This is a genomic window from Tepidibacter sp. Z1-5, assembly GCF_037844525.1.
Classification (GTDB): domain Bacteria; phylum Bacillota; class Clostridia; order Peptostreptococcales; family Peptostreptococcaceae; genus Tepidibacter_A.
Genome location: NZ_JBBMMD010000047.1, coordinates 1 through 20,247, shown reverse-complemented (window position 1 = coordinate 20,247; position 20,247 = coordinate 1). Strand labels below are relative to the sequence as shown.

General features: G+C 29.0%; 23 protein-coding genes. 2 read left to right on the top strand and 21 right to left on the bottom strand.

Going from position 1 to position 20,247, the window contains the following annotated elements; all coding sequences use genetic code 11:
- Positions 1-22: 22 nt before the first annotated feature.
- The 13 genes from yajC to WJW32_RS11620 form a co-directional block, all read right to left on the bottom strand.
- Positions 23-289, bottom strand: coding sequence for a preprotein translocase subunit YajC (gene yajC, locus WJW32_RS11680; RefSeq protein ID WP_340258513.1), 267 nt, complete (start codon positions 287-289; stop codon positions 23-25).
- Between the two features lie 95 nt (positions 290-384).
- Positions 385-1,506 carry a tRNA guanosine(34) transglycosylase Tgt gene (tgt, locus tag WJW32_RS11675; RefSeq protein WP_340258511.1) on the bottom strand — a complete coding sequence of 374 codons (1,122 nt, stop codon included), beginning with the start codon at positions 1,504-1,506 and terminating at the stop codon, positions 385-387.
- Between the two features lie 124 nt (positions 1,507-1,630).
- Positions 1,631-2,044, bottom strand: a complete 414-nt coding sequence (locus tag WJW32_RS11670) for a phosphate-starvation-inducible PsiE family protein (RefSeq protein WP_340258509.1) — start codon at positions 2,042-2,044, stop codon at positions 1,631-1,633.
- A gap of 17 nt (positions 2,045-2,061) precedes the next feature.
- Positions 2,062-3,084 carry a tRNA preQ1(34) S-adenosylmethionine ribosyltransferase-isomerase QueA gene (queA, locus tag WJW32_RS11665; protein ID WP_340258507.1) on the bottom strand — a complete coding sequence of 341 codons (1,023 nt, stop codon included), beginning with the start codon at positions 3,082-3,084 and terminating at the stop codon, positions 2,062-2,064.
- A 14-nt stretch (positions 3,085-3,098) separates the two neighbouring features.
- Positions 3,099-4,670, bottom strand: a complete 1,572-nt coding sequence (locus WJW32_RS11660) for a SpoIID/LytB domain-containing protein (protein WP_340258505.1) — start codon at positions 4,668-4,670, stop codon at positions 3,099-3,101.
- A gap of 33 nt (positions 4,671-4,703) precedes the next feature.
- Positions 4,704-5,711, bottom strand: coding sequence for a Holliday junction branch migration DNA helicase RuvB (gene ruvB, locus WJW32_RS11655; RefSeq protein WP_340258503.1), 1,008 nt, complete (start codon positions 5,709-5,711; stop codon positions 4,704-4,706).
- A 16-nt stretch (positions 5,712-5,727) separates the two neighbouring features.
- Complete coding sequence (ruvA, locus tag WJW32_RS11650) at positions 5,728-6,321, bottom strand: Holliday junction branch migration protein RuvA (RefSeq protein ID WP_340258501.1); 594 nt, start codon at positions 6,319-6,321, stop codon at positions 5,728-5,730.
- A gap of 13 nt (positions 6,322-6,334) precedes the next feature.
- The gene (ruvC, locus tag WJW32_RS11645) at positions 6,335-6,823 is read right to left on the bottom strand and encodes a crossover junction endodeoxyribonuclease RuvC (RefSeq protein WP_340258500.1); all 489 of its coding nucleotides are present in this window, start codon (positions 6,821-6,823) and stop codon (positions 6,335-6,337) included.
- Positions 6,824-6,920: 97 nt separating this feature from the next.
- Positions 6,921-7,517: a hypothetical protein gene (locus tag WJW32_RS11640; protein ID WP_340258498.1), complete on the bottom strand. Its 597-nt coding sequence runs from the start codon at positions 7,515-7,517 to the stop codon at positions 6,921-6,923.
- A gap of 74 nt (positions 7,518-7,591) precedes the next feature.
- Entirely contained in the window at positions 7,592-7,786 is a 195-nt protein-coding gene (locus WJW32_RS11635) for a DUF1858 domain-containing protein (protein ID WP_340258496.1), read from the bottom strand.
- Positions 7,787-7,832: 46 nt separating this feature from the next.
- Positions 7,833-8,492, bottom strand: a complete 660-nt coding sequence (locus tag WJW32_RS11630) for an NAD(P)/FAD-dependent oxidoreductase (RefSeq protein WP_340258494.1) — start codon at positions 8,490-8,492, stop codon at positions 7,833-7,835.
- 117 nt (positions 8,493-8,609) lie between these two features.
- The gene (locus WJW32_RS11625; RefSeq protein ID WP_340258492.1) at positions 8,610-8,798 is read right to left on the bottom strand and encodes a hypothetical protein; all 189 of its coding nucleotides are present in this window, start codon (positions 8,796-8,798) and stop codon (positions 8,610-8,612) included.
- A gap of 107 nt (positions 8,799-8,905) precedes the next feature.
- Positions 8,906-9,586, bottom strand: a complete 681-nt coding sequence (locus tag WJW32_RS11620; RefSeq protein WP_340258490.1) for a superoxide dismutase — start codon at positions 9,584-9,586, stop codon at positions 8,906-8,908.
- A gap of 184 nt (positions 9,587-9,770) precedes the next feature.
- Here WJW32_RS11620 and WJW32_RS11615 point away from each other — a divergent pair, with 184 nt between their 5' ends.
- A complete protein-coding gene (locus WJW32_RS11615; RefSeq protein WP_340258488.1) occupies positions 9,771-10,256 on the top strand; it encodes a 4Fe-4S binding protein in 486 nt (161 codons plus the stop codon).
- 122 nt (positions 10,257-10,378) lie between these two features.
- Here WJW32_RS11615 and WJW32_RS11610 read toward each other — a convergent pair whose 3' ends face one another.
- From WJW32_RS11610 to WJW32_RS11600, 3 genes are all read right to left on the bottom strand, one after another.
- On the bottom strand, positions 10,379-12,592 hold the full coding sequence (locus tag WJW32_RS11610) for a YcdB/YcdC domain-containing protein (protein WP_340258486.1): 2,214 nt from the start codon (positions 12,590-12,592) through the stop codon (positions 10,379-10,381).
- A 180-nt stretch (positions 12,593-12,772) separates the two neighbouring features.
- Complete coding sequence (locus WJW32_RS11605; protein WP_340258484.1) at positions 12,773-13,765, bottom strand: zf-HC2 domain-containing protein; 993 nt, start codon at positions 13,763-13,765, stop codon at positions 12,773-12,775.
- Positions 13,758-14,327, bottom strand: a complete 570-nt coding sequence (locus tag WJW32_RS11600; protein ID WP_340258483.1) for an RNA polymerase sigma factor — start codon at positions 14,325-14,327, stop codon at positions 13,758-13,760. The genes WJW32_RS11605 and WJW32_RS11600 overlap by 8 nt, the downstream gene beginning before the upstream one ends.
- 225 nt (positions 14,328-14,552) lie before the next feature.
- On the opposite strand from WJW32_RS11600, the gene WJW32_RS11595 reads away from it, so the two are divergent.
- Positions 14,553-15,236, top strand: coding sequence for an SIMPL domain-containing protein (locus WJW32_RS11595; protein ID WP_340258481.1), 684 nt, complete (start codon positions 14,553-14,555; stop codon positions 15,234-15,236).
- A gap of 30 nt (positions 15,237-15,266) precedes the next feature.
- Here WJW32_RS11595 and glpT read toward each other — a convergent pair whose 3' ends face one another.
- From glpT to WJW32_RS11570, 5 genes are all read right to left on the bottom strand, one after another.
- Entirely contained in the window at positions 15,267-16,601 is a 1,335-nt protein-coding gene (gene glpT / locus WJW32_RS11590) for a glycerol-3-phosphate transporter (protein WP_340258479.1), read from the bottom strand.
- Positions 16,602-16,846: 245 nt separating this feature from the next.
- Positions 16,847-17,257: a hypothetical protein gene (locus WJW32_RS11585; RefSeq protein ID WP_340258477.1), complete on the bottom strand. Its 411-nt coding sequence runs from the start codon at positions 17,255-17,257 to the stop codon at positions 16,847-16,849.
- Between the two features lie 156 nt (positions 17,258-17,413).
- Entirely contained in the window at positions 17,414-17,581 is a 168-nt protein-coding gene (locus WJW32_RS11580; protein WP_340258476.1) for a hypothetical protein, read from the bottom strand.
- A 33-nt stretch (positions 17,582-17,614) separates the two neighbouring features.
- Positions 17,615-18,097, bottom strand: coding sequence for a hypothetical protein (locus tag WJW32_RS11575; RefSeq protein ID WP_340258474.1), 483 nt, complete (start codon positions 18,095-18,097; stop codon positions 17,615-17,617).
- Between the two features lie 270 nt (positions 18,098-18,367).
- The gene (locus tag WJW32_RS11570; RefSeq protein WP_340258472.1) at positions 18,368-19,693 is read right to left on the bottom strand and encodes an APC family permease; all 1,326 of its coding nucleotides are present in this window, start codon (positions 19,691-19,693) and stop codon (positions 18,368-18,370) included.
- Between the last annotated feature and the right edge of the window lie 554 nt (positions 19,694-20,247).

Sequence of the window (20,247 nt, the reverse complement as noted above, 5' to 3'; positions counted from 1 at the left end):
TATTCGCAAGAAGGTTTTTAAATTACTTATTTTTAACTTTTCCTATAGCCCATTTTTCAACGTGAAGTTTTGTTCTATCTCCTCCAACTTCAACTGTAACTATTTCTTCTGTTACACTAAATATTTTTCCAACAAGTCCTCCTATTGTAACAACTTCATCTCCAACTTTAAGACTTCCTCTCATTTCTTTTAATTGTTTATCTTTTTTTTGCTGAGGTCTTATAAGTAAGAAATAAAATATTACTATAAAACCAATAGGCATTATTAAGTTTACTAAATTTGCTGGCATTTTAACTCCTCCTTTTTTCTATATATTAAAATTCCATATGAATTTTTTAAACCCTTTTTTATCCGAAATCTAAAAGTTATAAATTAAGTTTAACTTTACAATTCGTATCCGTATTTAGTGAAGAATTCTTCTCTAAAGTCTAGTAATCTATCTTCTCTTATTGCCTGTCTTACATTTTCCATTAATTTAAGTAAGAAATGTAAGTTATGAGTAGTTATAAGTCTTGAAGCTAATATTTCATTTGCTTTAACAAGATGTCTTATATAAGCTCTTGTATAGTTTTTACAAGCATAACAATCACATTCAGGATCAAGCGGAGTAAAGTCTTTAGCATATTTCGCATTTCTAACTACAACTTTTCCTTGACTAGTCATAGCTGTACCATTTCTAGCTATTCTAGTAGGAAGTACACAGTCAAACATATCTATACCTCTTATAGCTCCTTCTATTAATGCATCTGGGCTTCCAACTCCCATTAAATATCTTGGCTTGTCCTCTGGTAAAAGAGGTGTTGTATATTCTAATACTTCATACATTAACTCTTTAGGCTCTCCAACACTTAGTCCTCCTACGGCATATCCAGGAAAATCAAGTTCCATTATTTCTTTTGCTGACTGTTCTCTTAAATCCTTGTACATACCACCTTGAACTATCCCAAATAATGCTTGGTTTTCTGTGTTTTTGTGAGCTTCTTTACATCTTTTAGCCCATCTTGTTGTTCTTTCTAAAGAGTTCTTAACATAATCTCTACTTGCAGGATACGGAGCACATTCATCAAATGCCATCATTATATCCGGACCTAAAGCATTCTCTATTTCCATAACCTTTTCTGGGCTTAAAAAGTGCTTAGATCCATCTATGTGAGATCTAAATTCTACACCTTCTTCTGTTATTTTTCTAAGCGGTCCTAAACTGAATACCTGGAATCCTCCACTGTCTGTTAGTATAGGTCTATCCCAATTCATAAATTTATGAAGACCTCCAGCTTCTTTTACAAGTTCATGACCCGGTCTCATATAAAGATGATATGTGTTACTTAATATAATTTGTGCATTAATTTCCTTTAACTCCTCCGGAGTCATAGACTTTACTGTTGCTTGAGTTCCAACAGGCATAAATATAGGAGTTTCAATTATACCGTGTGGAGTATGTATTCTTCCTAGTCTCGCTCCACTTTGCTTACAAGTTTTTATGTGTTCGTATCTTATTGCTGACATTTGATACCTTCCCTTCGTTCTATTTTTTCATCACATATATGAATTAAATCTAAATTGCATATCCTTAATTTAATTTCCCACCTTACACCCTATATAGATTAACTATATATAAGCAATTTAAAATTTAACTTTTATCTTGTTCCTTATTATTATCCATAAATAAATACTTTTTAATAGCAAATAATCCAGCTATAGTACATATTCCTATAAAAGCCTCTATCATACCCTTATCTTTTGGTATTAATAAAAGTTTTCTAGCTATCGCATACAACAAAACATCTATCACACTCTCTGGAGTGTGTAGGGTAAGCATTATAACAAGTTCTATTCCTATAACTAATAAAAGAGCATATCCAAGTATCGCTTCGACCTCATAGTAAGCAACCGGATTTAGTGCATTACTTACATAAGAATTCCATATAACTCTAGATAAATCTATCGCACCAAAAAATACCTTCACTAATATTATCAAGGCTAATACAACCTCAAAAACATGGCTAACTTTTAAGACTGTTTTCTTTGCTGACTTTTTATCCATTGTATCACCTCAAATCATTATTTCACAAACATTGCATCTCCAAAACTAAAAAATCTATATTTTTCATCTACAGCTACCTTGTATGCATTTAATATGTTTTCTTTTCCTGTTAAAGCACCTACAAGCATTATAAGAGTGGATTCTGGAAGATGAAAATTAGTTATAAGTGCATCTACTATTTTAAATTCATATCCAGGGTATATAAATATTTCTGTCCATCCACTTTGTTCTTTTAACAATCCCTTTTCATTTGCAACGGATTCAAGGGTTCTACAGCTGGTAGTTCCAACTGGTATTACCCTTCCTCCATTTTGCTTGCATTTATTTATTTTATCAGCTTGTTCCTTATCTATCATATAAAATTCACTGTGCATCTTATGGTCTAGTACATTATCAACCTTTACAGGTCTAAATGTTCCAAGACCTACATGTAAAGTTACATATGCAATTTCAACACCTTTATCTTTTATCTTTTTCAGTAGTTCCTGAGTAAAATGAAGTCCTGCTGTAGGTGCTGCTGCTGACCCATCATGTTTTGAGTAAACAGTTTGATATCTTTCTTTGTCTTCTAGCTTTTCTGTTATATAAGGTGGAAGCGGCATACTTCCAAGTTCATCTAAAATTTCTTCAAATACTCCATCATATTCAAACTTAACTATTCTAGACCCCTCTTCTGCTATATCCATAACTGTAGCTATAAGCTTGTCTCCAAAAGAGAATTTAGTTCCTATTTTTGCTCTTTTACCAGGCTTTACAAGAACCTGCCAAGTATCTAATTCTATTCTCTTTAAAAGTAAAAATTCAATTTTACCCTTAGTTTCTAATTTTTCACCTATAAGTCTAGCTGGAAGAACCCTTGTATTGTTAAGTACCAGACAATCTCCTTTATCTAAATAATCTATCATATTTTTAAAAACTTTATGATCTATCTCTCCTGTTTTTTTGTTTAGTAACATAAGTCTTGATTCGTCTCTTTTTTGAAGAGGAACTTGAGCTATTAACTTTTCTGGTAAATCGAATTTAAAATCGCTAGTTTTCAAATTAAACGTCCTTTCTACTTTTGTATTTCTATTCCTGTATAGTAGTGCTTTAATATATCTTCATACGAGAATCCTTGTTCAGCCATATTTTTGGCTCCCCATTGACTCATTCCTAGACCGTGGCCCCACCCATGTCCATTAATCGTATATTTATCCGAAATAACACCACCTAAATTTAATTGTCTAGTATCATTATTACCTATTAAATAAATATTAGTATTACTGCTTATCTCTTCAATACCATCACTGGTAATGGCATATACATTACTTAAATCACTTCTTTCTTCATTTCCCTCAGTTGAATAAATATAAAACACCTCAGTTCCACCTGAACCTTGAGCCTTTACTATATCATAATAATTACTTTTAAGACCTAGAATAGTTCGTGTAGAGTCTTTAGTATATTCTTTTTCACCTTCTGTTCCTATAAACTTAATCTTTATAACCCTATCATTTTTAGATAATTCTTCTATCTTTACATCAGTAATTATGCCGATATCCACCTTATTTTCCAATAGTTTTTTTTGAATATCATCCTTAGTCATATTAACAGACCAATTATCATGTGGATACCCTAAAGAATATTGATCCTCAACCCCTTTTAAGTAAGAAACCTTATTGCCCCATACATTTTCAGAGTCTTCTGTTTTACCACCACTATTAGAATGATAAAGAGCACTTACAACTCGTCCATCACATACCATTATCTGACCTCTAGTCTCATCTACCGCTCTATTACTATTTGGATGTTCTGAACTATATCCACCATACACCTGCGAAAATGTATCGTCAGTTAAATCAAAACCATATTTTTTATATTTTCCCATATTCATTATAGCATAATTTCTAGCAGCTATAGCTTGAGCTTTAAGAGCTTCTATAGGCCATCCACCAGACATTTCTCTAGGTACCACACCATATAAATACTCATTAAGATTAACTCTATTTATAACAGTCATATTGTTATTGTCACTTCTCTTAAATACAGCACTTCCTCTATACTTCTTACCTTTGATTGTCATTATACCTACTTTAGGATATATACATATTTCTTTATTAGAATCATACATAAAAACAATATTATTTCCATCCATAATTTGAACAAAGTTGTAATCAGAACTAACGACCTCAAGATTAAAATCTGATAAATCATCTGATATTTCATTTTTATAATTTTGTGCATTATTTTGATCTAAATAACTACCTATATATACTTTAAAGTTACCATCATAAAATATAAAAGAAGTTATATTGTTTTCTTCCAACTTCTGTTGAACACTCAAAGCCTCTTGTATATTATCATAGTCTTGTACTATTTTTATATAATATATAGATTCTTCATTTTTTGCAGTTAATTTAGTCTCATCAAGTTCAATAAATTTTTCTATTCTACCTTCTTTTAAAATCCCAATCTCAAATCCATTATCAGAACCCAAATCAACCCTTGGTAATGCAGAACTACCATACTCAAGTCCTATTTTTAAATACTCGGGCACATTAATACTTGCAAAAGAATCAATTGCAAATAAATTAAATATAAAACACACAATAACTATATTAACAAATTTAGACCTATATTTCCACATCAATATACACCCCATAATATATAAATTTAATAACTACTTTTCGTATGGAATATTAAAGTGCTTATAAGCGTTAGCAGTAGCAACCCTACCTCGAGGCCTTCTATCTATAAATCCTAATTGTATTAAATAAGGCTCATAAACATCTTCTATAGTGTTTCTATCCTCACCTATTGACGCTGCAAGAGTATCAAGCCCTACAGGTCCTCCTGAGAATTTTTCGATTATATCCATCATAAGCTTTTTATCTACATAATCAAGGCCTAAAGAATCAATCTCTAGCATTTCAAGAGCAAGATTTGCTATTTCCTCAGTTATCATACCATCTCCCTTAACTTGTGCATAATCTCTAACCCTCTTTAACAACCTATTTGCGATTCTAGGTGTTCCTCTTGATCTTTTTCCAATTTCAATAGCAGCTCTCTCATCTATATCACAACCAAGTATACCTGCTGACCTTTTAACTATACTAGAAAGCTCATCTACATTATATAAATCAAGCTTACATATAACTCCAAATCTATCTCTTAAAGGAGATGTAAGCATACCCGCTCTTGTAGTCGCTCCTATCAATGTGAATTTTGTAAGATCAAGCCTTATAGACCTTGCAGACGGCCCCTTTCCAATAATTATATCCAGACAAAAATCCTCCATGGCAGGATACAATACTTCCTCAACACTTCTATTTATTCTATGTATCTCATCTATGAACAAAACATCATTTTCATTCAAATTAGTAAGTATAGCTGCCAAATCACCAGCTCTCTCAATCGCCGGACCCGACGTTATCCTTATATTAACCCCCATCTCATTAGATATTATAGTAGAAAGAGTCGTCTTACCAAGCCCTGGTGGTCCATATAACAAAACATGGTCTAACTGTTCCCCTCTATTTTTTGCTGCCTCTATGAATATTTTAAGCTTTTCCTTAGTCTTTTCTTGTCCTAAATAATCATTAAGACTTTTAGGTCTTAAACTACTTTCTATATCAACATCTTCACTTTTCATACCAGAAGTTATAATTCTATCCTCTTCGCTAAACATCCAATTCCTCCTTACTCTACTTCATCAAATACATAAGACACTTCTTAATAAGTTCTTCAGTATCAAAACATTCCTTTTTACACTTATTAGCAGCATCTTTTGCCTCAGCTAAAGAATATCCAAGCGCAACTAAGGCTTGAGTTGCTTCATCTGTTTCAAGTATATTTCTGTTAGATGAAGTAAATAGTGTTTGTTCAAAATCCACATTATGCTTGTCTATCTTATCCTTAAGCTCAAGTATCATTCTCTCAGCAGTTTTCTTTCCAACTCCAGGTGCCTTAGATAAAGAAGCTATATCTTCACTCAATATAAAAGCTCCTAATCTTTTAGGTTCTGCAAATGACAATATAGAAAGTGCTACCTTAGGACCTATCTTTGAGACAGAATTTAAAAGTTCAAACATTTTAAGTTCTTCCTGAGTTTTAAAACCACATATACTCATATCATCTTCTCTTACTATAAGCTTTGTGTATATTTTTACTTGCTCACCTTTTTTAACCTGACATGTAGTATTTTGAGAAGTGTTTATCCTATAACCTATTCCATTGCACTCTACAACTATAAAATCAATATTAATCTCTTCTATTATACCTTTTATATACTGATACATAATATCCTCCCTCTTATCCTATTATTTTTTCAAGTTTATTAGAATGGCAATGACATATAGCAACAGCTAATGCATCTGCTACATCGTCAGGCTTTGGAACTTCTTTTAAATTAAGAAGTGACTTAACCATAATCTGAACCTGAGCCTTATCTGCCCTTCCATAGCCGACTACACCTTGTTTAACCTGCAAAGGAGTGTATTCATACGTCTTTATATAATTATGAGCACAAGCAAGCATAGCAACCCCTCTAGCCTGCGCTACAGTTATAGCTGTCTTTACATTTTTATTAAAAAACAGTTCCTCTATTCCAATCTCATCTACATTGTATTTTTTTATCAATATATCTAATCCTGCATATATCTTTTCAAGTCTTTTAAATACATCTAACTTAGAAGATGTCTGTATAGACCCGTAATCTATAACCTTAAAATTATTTCCTTTATACTCTATAATACCATATCCAAGTATGGCAATCCCCGGATCAATTCCAAGTACAATCATCGCTTCATCTCCCAAACATATATTCTACATAATTATATAATACTTTTGAAAATAATAAAACCTATGATATCCAATAGTGAATATCATAGGCTTTATTTTAACTTCCAAAATCCTCAAGTCTTTCATTGAGCTCCTCTAGAGAATTTAATATAAGACCAGATTTTATCTGTTCTTGATCTATAGAAGGAAGAGAAGTTATCGAAGATTCTGTTTTTTTAAATACATTCTTATTTCCTTTTTCATCATATTTGTATATGATTATGTATCCATTGTCCTCACCTATTTCATAATGCTTATCGCAATAACTAGTTATTTCCTTTAATAAGTCGATTTCCTTAGACTTAAAACTTAGCAATCTAAATTGAGAATAATTCTTCTTCATGTATTCTTTAAATTCCGTCTCACTTAATCCAACAACATCTTTCGAAACAGGATTTTCTGTGGTTTCTACATGTTCACACTTATCGTATTTAGTAGTTATTTTAATAACAGCATCTTTATCTACTAATACCTCTTCTTTTTTGTTAACAGCTTCAATTTTAACTTTCTGTTCTTCTTCAGCCTGTACGGTTTTAGTAACAGGTGTATTTCTATCTTCGTCTTCAAGTATCTTTCCCATATAAAACCCTCCAACAAGGGTCAATATAGCAATAAGCAAAATAGGAATTTTGGAAGATCTTTTTTTCTCAAACATAAAAATAACCTCCTTTTAGAGGTTATTTTATCCATTAAGTATTAATTTATACAATTTTTATCCAAAATTAATATTTACTCTATTCCTTCATTTAACTTCTTAAGTAATTCATCTAAATTTATACCATGAACAGCAGCAGCTTCTTCTAAACTTTCCATTTGAGCAGAAGGGCATCCTATGCATCCCATTCCAAATCCCATAAGTATTGGTGCTGCATTAGGGTTTATTCTTAAAAGCTCTCCTATTAACATATCTTTAGTTATTTTCATATTAAATTACCTCCTTATTATATATATATATAATATTACCATATATTTATAATTTTTCAACTACATCATTTTTAAATTTTTCTATACCTATTCTATCTATAAAAAATCCTAACTTTTCACCCATCAAAGCATTTTCATTATAATAATCAAGTATAATCTCCACTAATCTATATGCATCTTCTTCACTTAGCTTTTCGGATATTATATCTGACATTCTCTGATGAAATCCTGCACTTCCACCTGCTGTTATAATAAACCCTTCTTTAGTAGCTATTACCCCTAAATCTTTTGCATATACACTAGTGCACGCATTTCTACATCCTGCAACACCTATTTTAGTTCTATTTGGCATTTCTTTTCCATGAAAGTTTTTACTTATCTTCATACCTATTCTTATAGTATTTTCCTTAGACCTTTTACAAAAACCAGCCGGACACATCTCTACATTTTTTATTGAATACTGATTCTTAACAGCCGGCTTCATATTCAACTTTTTCCATATACTGCTTAAATCTTCCTCTTTTAAATTAGTTATCATTATTCTCTGTCCAGATGTTATCTTTAGTATTCCATTATATTTTTTAGCAGTGTCTGCTATTTTTATCATTGTATCTGAAGTTATAAAACCACCTGGTATATGAGGTGTTATAGCAAACGTCCTCTTCCCACCTTTTATCTTTTGTAAATTCCCAAAATGTGCTCCCATTATTTTCACCTCTATTTGTTCAAATAAACTATGTTTTTTATTATACCCATATTATAGTCTTTTTAAATATTTTTTTCGGTAACATAAGTTACTACATATTAAAATTCTTCTTGTATTCTATAGTTTTTTAAAGCAATAAATAATAACTCCACCTAAAGCTAAAGCTCCAACTCCTCTACCTATAAATATACCATCCTCTATATTATATAAAGCCATCACAAGCATACCTATTATAGCTGGTATAGAAAATTTTAATAAAAGTTTATTTATAGGATAACTTCCCATCATATTCTGTCTTTCATCCATATTAACTGCTCCTCTTCATATTATTTTTTCAGAGTTTTTTATATTTTCTAGGAATACGTCATTGTCTATATTAATACAAAAAACTATGATTAAAAATCATAGTTTTTTTAGTCTTTGCAATAATTAGCCCAACCATACGTTTTTTCTATATTAATCTCATCAGGAATACATCTATATTTTCTAGGAAAATCTTTATTAATTTTTTTATAATTACTCAACCTTTCATTTACTATATCCCAGTTTATATTTTCAATAAATACACCAATATATTTTTTTCTGTCTATACCAAAATCAATCATATAGGCATGTTCATATACATCCATAACTAAAAGTGGATAAGACATTAGAACAGCACCTACATCATGTTCATCAAGCCCATATATATGAAGATTATTATCTAAGGAATCAATAGATAAAACTACCCATCCCCTCATCGATAAACCTATATTTTTAAATCTTTCTTTAAAAAATTCATATGAGCCATATTTTTTTTGTATTTCATTAAGTATATCTCCATAAGGCATATTATTTCCTCCACCTAAATTAGAAAAATACAATTCGTGTAGCTTAACTCCATCAACAGCATAACTTTGTCCAAGCATCAGACTTCTCGTATCACTATAAGTAGTATTCGGATTTTCATATAATTTGTTTTCATTTAATATAGTCCATATTTCATTCACCTTATTAACATAACCCTCATAAAGCTTATAATGTTGACTTAATTGTTTTAATGTCATCCCGTTTATATCTTCAAAATCATACTTTTTGGCTTGTATATACTCCATATTATCACCTCTTATACTTGATTACTTATAATTAATTTACTCTTATATACTATGTATTACAAATTTAAAATGCGTGCTTTTTATCTTCATAATAGATTAATATTCAAAATAATCATTGACATCTCCATCCATATATCGTAATATATGAATATAATAATTATTGAACTTCAAGGAGGTTTTCATAATGAAAAAAAATACTAATAAAAATAAAAAATCACATATGAATTGGTCATGGATTTTTATGATTTTATTTATAACATTATCAATTTTGGATATCAGATTCGGAATTTTAGGATTTATTTGCATGACAGTACCAATGTATCATGCTATTAAAGGAAGAGGTAAAGTTCATTGTTCCCACTACTGCCCTCGTGGATCATTATTAGGTAAATTTTTAAATAACATAAGTCTTCAAAACAATTTACCTAAATCATTTAGAAGTAATACTGTAAAAAACGTACTACTTAGCTTAATGTTTATAATGCTTACTATATCTTTAATACATGCAGGTCTTGATATTAAAAAAATAGGTTTTTCAATTTTCAGATTTATGATGGCCTCTCTTTTAGTAGGTATTATAATGGGTGTAATATTTAAGCCAAGAAGCTGGTGTCAAGTATGTCCTATGGGCCACGCCACTGGATTAATAGATAAACAAATAAAAAAATAATCTTAAAAGAGCTGTCTCAAAATGATTTAATAAATCATTGGAAAAAGCAGTTCCTCTTCTCTTTAAATTTTTTAAAAATAAAAGTCACAATATTGCCTAATAACAATATTGTGACTAAAAACTTATCTTATATTTGTATTTGAAAGAGCCTTATAAATAGATATAGTCATTTCAATCATAGTTACATTATCTTTTGGTCTAAAGTTTCCATCATTTCCGCTAATTATTCCAAGACCTTTGCATGCAGCTACATATCCTTTATAATCTTCTCCTATATTTTGTTCATCTTTGAATCCAAGTGAATATATACCTTTCATATTTGCCATTTTATCTTTATCTATAAGCTTTACAATCATTTTAGCCATTTCTTCTCTAGTTACTTTATCATTTGGCTTAAAGTTTTCTTCTTTGTTCTCTATCAAATTATATTCTACAGCTAATTGGATATAATAATAATCCTCACTATCCTTTGGTATATCTTTAAATTTAAGTTCATTATTTTTATCTGAATAATTTGGATAATATCCTCTTGAATTTACAAGCATTTTTACTGCATCCATTTTTGTAAGTTCTTTATTATCTTCAAAGCTATTAATATTTATTATACCACTATCATTAAGTATACTAAGTTCTTTCTCTGCCCAATGTCCTTTTATTTTATCCTTGTAATTATTCTCCTCTTTAGTTATTTCATTTCCATCATAATCTATAAATTTCCCACTAACTGCATCTAAACTATAAAAATCATATTTTCCTCTTAATGGTTCTAGATCATATAATAAAGTGACTTTTCCTTTATCTCCCATATTTTTATCATACCTAATTCTTTCATACTTAAGTTTAATATTATGATTATCAAAATATATATCCTTAGCTTTATCTTTATCTATTATTTTTTCATTACTTGAAAAATTAATATCTTTATTCCATTTATATTCTATACTATTTATTTCTCCAGTTTTAGCATTTATATTAACACCTATACAATTATCCTCATATTTTATTCCATTTACTAATCTGTAAAATTTGTATTCATAGTCTAAAGGATATACTTTATTTCCATTTTCATCATAAAAATAAGTTTCTACATAGTTTTGTTTTGTATCTATATCCATTATTTTATTAGGATAATAATTCTTTATTATATCTACTGCTTTATCATATCCTTCTTCCCAAGTTAATTTTGGACTAATATTTTTACCTTCTTCAAAGTTGTATAAATCCAAATGTATAACCTCTTTAGTAAGAGCATCTATTATTATTTTACCTTCACCATAAGTTTCATCAGAATCATTTTTACTAAAACAAGCCTGCCATACTTTTTTTCCATTTGTTCTATAATAATTTTCATCTTCCATATACATTAAAGATTCTAACTCAAAATCTTTATTTAATAATTCTTTTAGCTTTTGCTTTATTGCAGTTTCTGCTTCATTTTCGTTTATTTCTTTGCTGAATTTTTCTATATTTTTAACACTATTTAATATTTTTTCTTTTTCTTCTTTAGTTATATCCTTTGTTTTTAAATTTTCTATTTTTTCATTTCCATTATAATCAATAGCTATTCCTTTTTTTGCATCAACCATTCTTGCTCTTAAATTATTAGGTCTGTCATAATTAGGTTTGTATAAAAGCATTATATTTTCCTTATCAAATCTATCAAAAGATGTATACACAATAGTCATATTAGTATCTTTTTTTAATATTTCTTTTGCTTTATTACTTTCTATTATATCTTTAGAATCTGGTAAATTTAAATTTTCTTCCCAATTTTTTTTATATGAATTAATATTTCCTGTTACTCCATCTACTTCTACACTTATCTCATTATTAATGTAGTCTATTCCATTTACTCTTCTTAAATATGTAAAATCATAATTTCTTACAGGATCTTTATAATCATATTCATAAGTATCTAAAAATCTTATTTCTTTAAATTCATTTGGATTTATTTTTTTTAAAAAATCTTCTGCTATTTTTTTTGCTTCTTCTTTTGTAATTTTTGCTATACGAGCTGATTCATCACTATAATCATCTTTATCAACCCATATTACTTTTCCACTATTTGCATCTACGCTAACATCAATATCTATATCTTTTTCACTATGCCAACTAATATCCCACACTGACTTTCCATTATATTTATTATCAATAGATCTAATTTTAGTCTCAAATTTTTCATCATCAATTTGAATATTAAAATTTTCTTTAATAAATTTAACTGCTGTTTGTTTTGCATCATCTTTTGAAATATTAGAATCAGCATATGAATTTACAAAGCTAGTTAATGTAAAAGTAAATATAAACAACATTAAAAATATTTTTTTGTTTTTCACCTAAATCCCCCCTGTTTTTATTTTCCATTTTTATACACACAGCATTATGATAACATATTCTTTTCCCAATTACCAATTTATGCATAAAAAAGGGTTGTCTCGCTCTAGAAATTACTTTCTATTTTGAGACAGCCCCTTTTATTTAATAATTAGCAAATCAAAACTATAGTGTAAATTCGTTTATTCCTGTATATTTATTTCATATACTACTTCATTATAAACCTTATTTTTATCAGTCTTATCATGTTGTATATAACTTATCTTAATCTTACCTTCTTTGATTGCTTTAAACTTCCATGTATACGAATCCACTTCTTCAGTTTCAGAAACACTCTGTGATATAAGCTCTATCAAACTATTATCATCATCACATATCATAGAATAACTAGTTCCCTTTGGATTTTCAAGTGTAATATCAAAATCATCTCCTACCTTAACATTCTTTTGATATTCATTATTCATATTAAATTGAGCTATGCTTCTACTATTTTTTCCCAAAGGTTCATCTGAAGCCATTTGTATACTCATTATATTATTATCATCTTGTTCTTTTTGAACTGTTTCTATATTTTGAACAGACGTTTCATTATCAACAGATGGTTCATTATCAATAGGAGGTTTCATACTATAAGTGGATGCAACTTCTTTTTTATTAGGTACACTGTTATTAGTTTTTTTATCATCAGATTTATTGGATGCTATATTCATCTCTTTAGTATTATTATCACCTTTAGTATTTGCCTTATCACTATTTTGCATCGGACTTTGTTGTACACCTTCTTGATTAGAATATTCACTGACCTCTATGTTAGGATTTTCTTGAACATCTAAAGTCTTTATCTTGTCAATATTTTGTGCACTAAAAAATACTATAGCCACAGATGCTGCAATGTACATATATTTGCTCCATTTCTTCTTCACTTTAACTTTCTCATTGTTTAATTTTTTTCTTAATGTTTCATCGTAATTGTCAGGTAGTGGAACCTGCTCAATACTATTTAAACTATCTATCAAAACAAGCATTTGTTCATACTCACATTTGCACTGTTCACAATCATTCATATGATCTTCAAATTCACGCTTATCATTATGATCTAAAATATCATCTATGTAATAAGAAATATTTTCTCTGAATTTATCACAGTTCATATCATATCTCCTTTCTTTAACCAAAACATTCTTCCTTCATACTTTCTTTTAATATCTCTTTCAGATTTTCCCGACCTCGCTTAATCCTCGATTTAACAGTTCCAAGTGAACACTCTGTTATATTAGCTATTTCTTCATAACTAAAACCCTGTATATCTCTTAATATAATTGCGTTTTTTTGAATAGGTGATAATTTCTCTATTGCATCCCGTATTTGTTGAGTCTCTATTTTTTTATCTAATATTTTTTCTGGGTTGCTCTCTATATAAGTCTCTTGATTATTTATAATCTCTTCATTTATAGGTATAACCTTGTTTTTCTCATTCTTCTTTATATAATCAAGGCAAGTATTCATAACTATTCTATAGAGCCAAGTTGAAAAAGAAGATTTCTGATTGAAATTTTTAATATACCTATACACCTTAATCAAGGCTTCTTGAGATATATCCATAGCATCATCAGGGTTTTTTACAATTCCCAAGGCTATATTGTATGAAGTCTGCTTATACTTATCTATAAGCTTTTCAAACGCATCAACATCCCCATCTATACATCTTTTAATTAATTCATTTTCATTTAAATCCAAAACCTACCCTCCTTAAACTTAAAAGCCCCTTATACTTATTAGACGACTTTTAATCAAAAAAGTTTCATTTACCTATGTAATACATCTATTCTACAACAAAATTACAAACTATAACATGAATATAAATTCCAATTAGTACAATTAATACAAAAACTCATTCACAAGATATAATTATTATTCATACTATAATAGTATTCATTACAGAATTTCAAAAGGAGGATTACAATGATTCCATATACACCTTCATACACAAAAAGACCTACAATGAATAGAAATGAAGATAAGAAACCTGATCGTTATGGAACAATATCAGTTGTAGGAACCGCATCTATACAAGTACCACCAGATATGGCAACAGTAATAATCGGAGTTGTAACACAAGATAAGAATCTACAAAAAGCTCAAACCGAAAACACAAAACAGTCAAACAACGTAATCAAAGCTTTAAACAACATAGGAATAGAAGATGAGGATATACAAACTATAGATTATTCAGTAAATATAAACTACGACTATATAAACGGAAAACAAAAATTTAGAAATTATGAAGTAAGACATGTACTTCAAGTAACAGTAAAAGATATTAATCAAGTAGGAAAGGTTTACGATGTAGCTATTAAAAATGGAGCAAATATAGAGGGAGGAGTAAACTTTAGATTATCCAATGAAAAACATTACTATGATAAAGCTTTAGATCTAGCAGTTAAAGACTCTGTAAAAAAAGCAAATAATGTAGCAAAATCCTTAAATACAAGAGTTAATAATATACCTTCAAGCATAAAAGAAACCTCATTCGGTCAAGTTCAAGTATATCCTACAACTTACGCTGTTAAAAGTAGTGCACCACCTATTCAAAGTGGACTTATAGAAGTTTCTGCACAAGTAAATACTACCTTTGAAATAATATAAAAACCACCGCATCGCGGTGGTTTTATGTTATTAAGCCGTTTGTTCAATATTTTCTTTAGATCTATCATGAGTATTCCAAGTAAGAGATAAGAATATTATAGCCATTACGCAAGATCCTAAAATAAACTTAAATCCTCCGTCCCATCCCATTCTATCTACCACTGCTCCTACAGCAGCATTTGCTAAAACTGCTCCACCTACATATCCGAATAATCCTGTGAATCCAGCGGCAGTACCAGCTGCTTTTTTAGGTACATAATCAAGTGCAGCAACACCTATTAACATAACAGGTCCATATATTAAAGCTCCAACAGAAGCGACTGCTATATTAATAGCCATAACACTATCACTCTTCCAATAAATGAATACAGCAACAATTACTCCTACCATACAAATGACTCCCATAGGAGCTCTTCTTCCATGGAATACCTTGTCACTTAGCCATCCAACAATAATAGTTCCTGGAATAGCTGCCCATTCAAATAAAGCAAATGCAACTCCTGCTTCTTTTATATTAAATCCTTTTACCTCTTTTAAATAAATAGGAATCCAATCCATAACCCCATATCTTACTAAATACACAAAAATATTAGCTATTGCAATATACCATATATATTTATTATTAAAAACATACTTAAATAGTATTTCCTTACTTGATAACTCTCTTTCTCTATCATCCACTTTTATACTTGGATAATCATTTTTATACTCTTCAATTGGTGGAAGTCCAACCGATTGAGGTGTATCTCTTAAAAATATCAAAACTCCAAAACCTATAATTATAGATAGTATAGCTGGGAAGTAAAACATTCCTCTCCAAGTAGAGAAGATAGTTAAACCTGTTAATGCTAAAGTTGGAACCAAAGCTCCACCTATATTATGAGCAACGTTCCATACAGACATCTTAATTCCACGTTCTTTATCCGAAAACCAGTGAGTCATAGTTCTTCCACATGGAGGCCATCCCATACCTTGGAACCATCCATTTAAAAACATTAATACAAATAACATAGTCATAGATGATGCATATCCAAATAATAAATTTACAATACCAGATAAAATAAGTCCTGCCGACATAAAATATCTCGGATTACATCTATCAGATATGTTCCCCATTATAAACTTACTAATACCATAAGATAACCCAAGTGCTGAACCAACCAAACCAATTTGAGTTTTAGTAAACCCATAAGTTTCAATCAAATAAGGTACAGCCATATTAAAGTTTTTTCTTATGAAATAATATGCCGCATAACCAATAAAAATACTTAAAAATACCTGAGCCCTATGTTTTTTATACTCGCTATCGATTTCAGATTCTGCCATACGCTCGATAGCTGGTGCAGGTTTAAAAATTTCAAACATAACATTGTTCCTCCTTTATTTTTTAGAAAACCTTTTCCTTGTGTGCAAAAATAAAAACACCCAAATTACAAGCTAACGCTTGTTATTTTTAGGTGTTTTTCCTCATCATTCTCTGTACCTAAGTATTTTGTTTTCTTATTTCATTCTACCATTTTTTTTCAACTTTTTCAATATTTCTACTTTATTTTTTTTAATTTTATACATTTTTTTCAATATTTCTACTTTGTTTTTGGAATTTCATATATTTAATACCATCCATTGTATTCTTTATCATTTTCCCCACTTAATATATAAATATCATAGGGTGTATAATCCTGTATAAGCTTTTCATTATAATAGACTAAATCTTTTATATCAAAACCATCTATACTATTTATCAGAGTATTATATGCCTCCATATTTTTTTCTTTAAGATTCATAAATTCAATAGCTATAACACCTATATTAGCTTCTAAATATGCATTATATATTTTATATTGGGTACTGGGATTTTCGTCAGATATTAAACTTTTGAAATTTTTAACATTATCAAAATACTCTTGGATATATTTTATTAGATCATTTAAATTATATTGTTTTATATCTATATTTTTTATATTTTTTCTTAAGTTATTACTGTTTTTAAGAACTTCACTCCACATCTCTATAATATTCATACATTTTCCTCCAAACAAAATTTAGTTTGTACTATTCTATATATCAAAATGAGAGTTTTAATTCAAACTCTCATTTTGATATTAGTTATATTATTTTTAATTTACATAAATTTTATCCTTATACTAAAATATTTATATTAATTTTTGAAATAAACATTATTTTATAAGTCTTTCAGTATCAATTTTAGAACTTAATTTTTCTAATTCTTCTACCATTTCAATCAAATCTTTATCTTTTCTATCTCCTAGTAATGCTTTCTTCTCTATTGTTAATCTAAACAAACTAAGTGATATTAAATCTAATTCTCTTCTATTCAAATCCATAAAACCGCTCCCTTTTAAATATAGTTTTCATGCTTAATTGTCACAACCAGCTCCTGCGCTACCTTTAACATTTCCTTTAAACGCATTTATTACTTCATCTCTATACTCACATCTTAGTACAACATTTTTATATACATTTTTGTACGCTTTTTCATCTTTGTCATATATTAATAACATCAACTTAAATTTTTTACTAGAGTGAACACATATTTTATAAAATTTTATATTTTCATATTTATAATTCTTCATTTTAAGAATTACTCCATCAGAATGTATAACCAATCGCATTTTACAAAGATCCCAATAATTAATAGTGCACATAGCTAAAACCTCATATATATCTAAATCATCTAAAAAGAACATAAACGTTATAAGAATTGTAAATCCAATCATATTATACTTTACCCCAAATGATGAAAATATAATTTTTGAATCATCTATCATCTTTTTTACTTTATTATCATAATATACACAGCTCCAAATAATAACAATAAGTCCAAATATGTATATTTTCATTAAGTACAACTCCTTTTAATTTAAACACTAAAATCATCAACCATAACAAACCTACTATTTTATTATTCAATTTAAATATTACTAGATATTGTATAATATTTTTCATTTTTTTACAATTATTCTTTAATGTCCATTTTACTAGCTATGTATATCAATACAACAAAAAAAAGATGATTCCTGTTTTATACAGAAATCATCGTCTTTAACATCACTAGCTTTATTAATTTTTTTTAGAATATTACTATTTTAAGTTTAAATCCTATACAATTTTTATTTTGCTTCTTTTCTATAAAATAATAAACCTGAAAGGAATACAACAACAGAAATACCTAAATCAACTTTTACAGAAGCCTTAGAAAGTCCACCGTATACAACTATCGCAGCACCCATAAGTGCAAGCATAGGAATAACAATTCTTTTCATAGTTGATAAGTCATTCATTTTAATCATAAATGCAATATAAATAACAATATAAAATGCATAAATTAAAGCTATAGGTAACTCTGAAACATCTATGAACATTCCACCAGGAAATAATCCTGCAAAATTCATATACCAAACTACTAAATATGCACAAATTAACCCAAAACTTGCCATAGCAGAATTAGTAGGCATATTAGTTTTACTATCTACTTTCGAAAAAATCTCCGGCTTTATACCTTGTCCACGAATAGCTAATGAATAAAAAGAACGAGAACCTCCAAGTATAAGTCCATTAAGAGTACCTAAACAAGACACTATTATGAATGCAGTAAGAACAGATGCTCCTAAACTTCCAAATACAACACTAGCAGCAGTATTAACAGCATTATCTCCTTGTTCCAAAATAGTCTCAGCTGGAATAATTCCAACTATTCCTAGGAAATATGAAATATATATAACTACTATAGTTAAACTTCCAAATATAAGAGCTTTCGGAAGAGTCTTTTTAGAATCCTTTATTTCTCCATTAATTGTTGTTGCAATAATCCATCCTTCATATGCAAATGCTGTTCCAAGAACTGCAGCTGCAAATCCATTTCCTCCACCTACTGCACTCGTAGCTGCAGAAAAATTATCAACTAAGATTCCATTATTAACGCCTTGGAATATACCAACTATAGCTATAATAATTAAAGGAACTACCTTAATTGCTGTTGAAGCAACCTGAAATTTTCCTGATAATATCGGTGATAAGTAGTTCATAGCATATATTCCTAACATATATACAGCAGACATAATCCATACAAAATTACCTTCTTGATTAAATAAAATAGCAGTATAATTAGCAGCTACCCACGCTAGTACCGCAGCTAGTGCTGGATAATAAATAATTGCATTAAACCAACCTATTAAATAAGCAAATCTCTCTGAAACTATGCCCTCAGCATAGTCAACTATTCCATTAGACCTTTCAAATCTATTAGAACACTCTGCAAAAACTAAAGCTCCGAAAATCATAGAAATCGCTCCCACTAACCAAGCAATTAAAGCTGTTTTTACATTGCCTCCTGAAGCCATAAGAATATTGTCAGCCTTAAAGAATACTCCTGACCCTATTACTATACCAATAACCATGGCAACCGTGGTCCAAAGACCATATTTCTTCTCCATCATAATCTCTACCTCCTTTTTAATTTTAATCCCGTCCCGAAATTATAGCCGAAATTTTAATTTAATACATTATATAATAGAATTTAAGAAAATTCTATATCTTTTGACAATTTTTTTTATAAAATTTTATTTTTCCTTATAATATATATTTTTCTATGCTTTGTGATTAAATATGATAAGTATATTCAATATTCAACTATTTTTATTAAGTTTAAAAACCAATTCATAGCTTAGTGTTATCCTATATTAAAATTAAATTCAACTTTAATTTACAAATTCAAGCTAAATTTACTATTAAAAAAAGACTGCTTGTCAAATAAAACAGACAAACAGTCTATAAAATAAAAACTATTATTTAAATCCTGTAGCAATAATTTCCATATATTCTTCTTCATATTATTTACCTCATATAAATTTATAAGATTTCTCTTAATAGTTTTATAGAAAAAACCTAACTACCTAAATTTCGTACAAATGTAATTATTTATTCACTATAAAATACCAATTGATCAAATCTCTAATTTGGAAAAATTATAGCTCTTAATCCCAAAACAAAT

Coding starts and splice junctions, on each gene's coding strand:
- ruvC (WP_340258500.1), bottom strand. CDS start 6,823: ATGATTGTACTTGGAATTGATCCGGGGATTGCCATACTTGGATATGGT.
- WJW32_RS11635 (WP_340258496.1), bottom strand. CDS start 7,786: ATGAAAATAACTAAAGATATGTTAATAGGAGAGCTTTTAAGAATAAAC.
- WJW32_RS11625 (WP_340258492.1), bottom strand. CDS start 8,798: ATGGATGAAAGACAGAATATGATGGGAAGTTATCCTATAAATAAACTT.
- WJW32_RS11570 (WP_340258472.1), bottom strand. CDS start 19,693: ATGATGGAGAAGAAATATGGTCTTTGGACCACGGTTGCCATGGTTATT.
- WJW32_RS11595 (WP_340258481.1), top strand. CDS start 14,553: ATGATTCCATATACACCTTCATACACAAAAAGACCTACAATGAATAGA.
- tgt (WP_340258511.1), bottom strand. CDS start 1,506: ATGTCAGCAATAAGATACGAACACATAAAAACTTGTAAGCAAAGTGGA.
- WJW32_RS11575 (WP_340258474.1), bottom strand. CDS start 18,097: ATGAAAATATACATATTTGGACTTATTGTTATTATTTGGAGCTGTGTA.
- WJW32_RS11620 (WP_340258490.1), bottom strand. CDS start 9,586: ATGGAGTATATACAAGCCAAAAAGTATGATTTTGAAGATATAAACGGG.
- ruvA (WP_340258501.1), bottom strand. CDS start 6,321: ATGTATCAGTATATAAAAGGTATAATAGAAGAGATTAATATTGATTTT.
- WJW32_RS11670 (WP_340258509.1), bottom strand. CDS start 2,044: ATGGATAAAAAGTCAGCAAAGAAAACAGTCTTAAAAGTTAGCCATGTT.
- WJW32_RS11630 (WP_340258494.1), bottom strand. CDS start 8,492: ATGGGAGCACATTTTGGGAATTTACAAAAGATAAAAGGTGGGAAGAGG.
- WJW32_RS11640 (WP_340258498.1), bottom strand. CDS start 7,517: ATGTTTGAGAAAAAAAGATCTTCCAAAATTCCTATTTTGCTTATTGCT.
- WJW32_RS11615 (WP_340258488.1), top strand. CDS start 9,771: ATGAAAAAAAATACTAATAAAAATAAAAAATCACATATGAATTGGTCA.
- WJW32_RS11585 (WP_340258477.1), bottom strand. CDS start 17,257: ATGAATATTATAGAGATGTGGAGTGAAGTTCTTAAAAACAGTAATAAC.
- WJW32_RS11580 (WP_340258476.1), bottom strand. CDS start 17,581: ATGGATTTGAATAGAAGAGAATTAGATTTAATATCACTTAGTTTGTTT.
- ruvB (WP_340258503.1), bottom strand. CDS start 5,711: ATGTTTAGCGAAGAGGATAGAATTATAACTTCTGGTATGAAAAGTGAA.
- yajC (WP_340258513.1), bottom strand. CDS start 289: ATGCCAGCAAATTTAGTAAACTTAATAATGCCTATTGGTTTTATAGTA.
- glpT (WP_340258479.1), bottom strand. CDS start 16,601: ATGTTTGAAATTTTTAAACCTGCACCAGCTATCGAGCGTATGGCAGAA.
- WJW32_RS11660 (WP_340258505.1), bottom strand. CDS start 4,670: ATGTGGAAATATAGGTCTAAATTTGTTAATATAGTTATTGTGTGTTTT.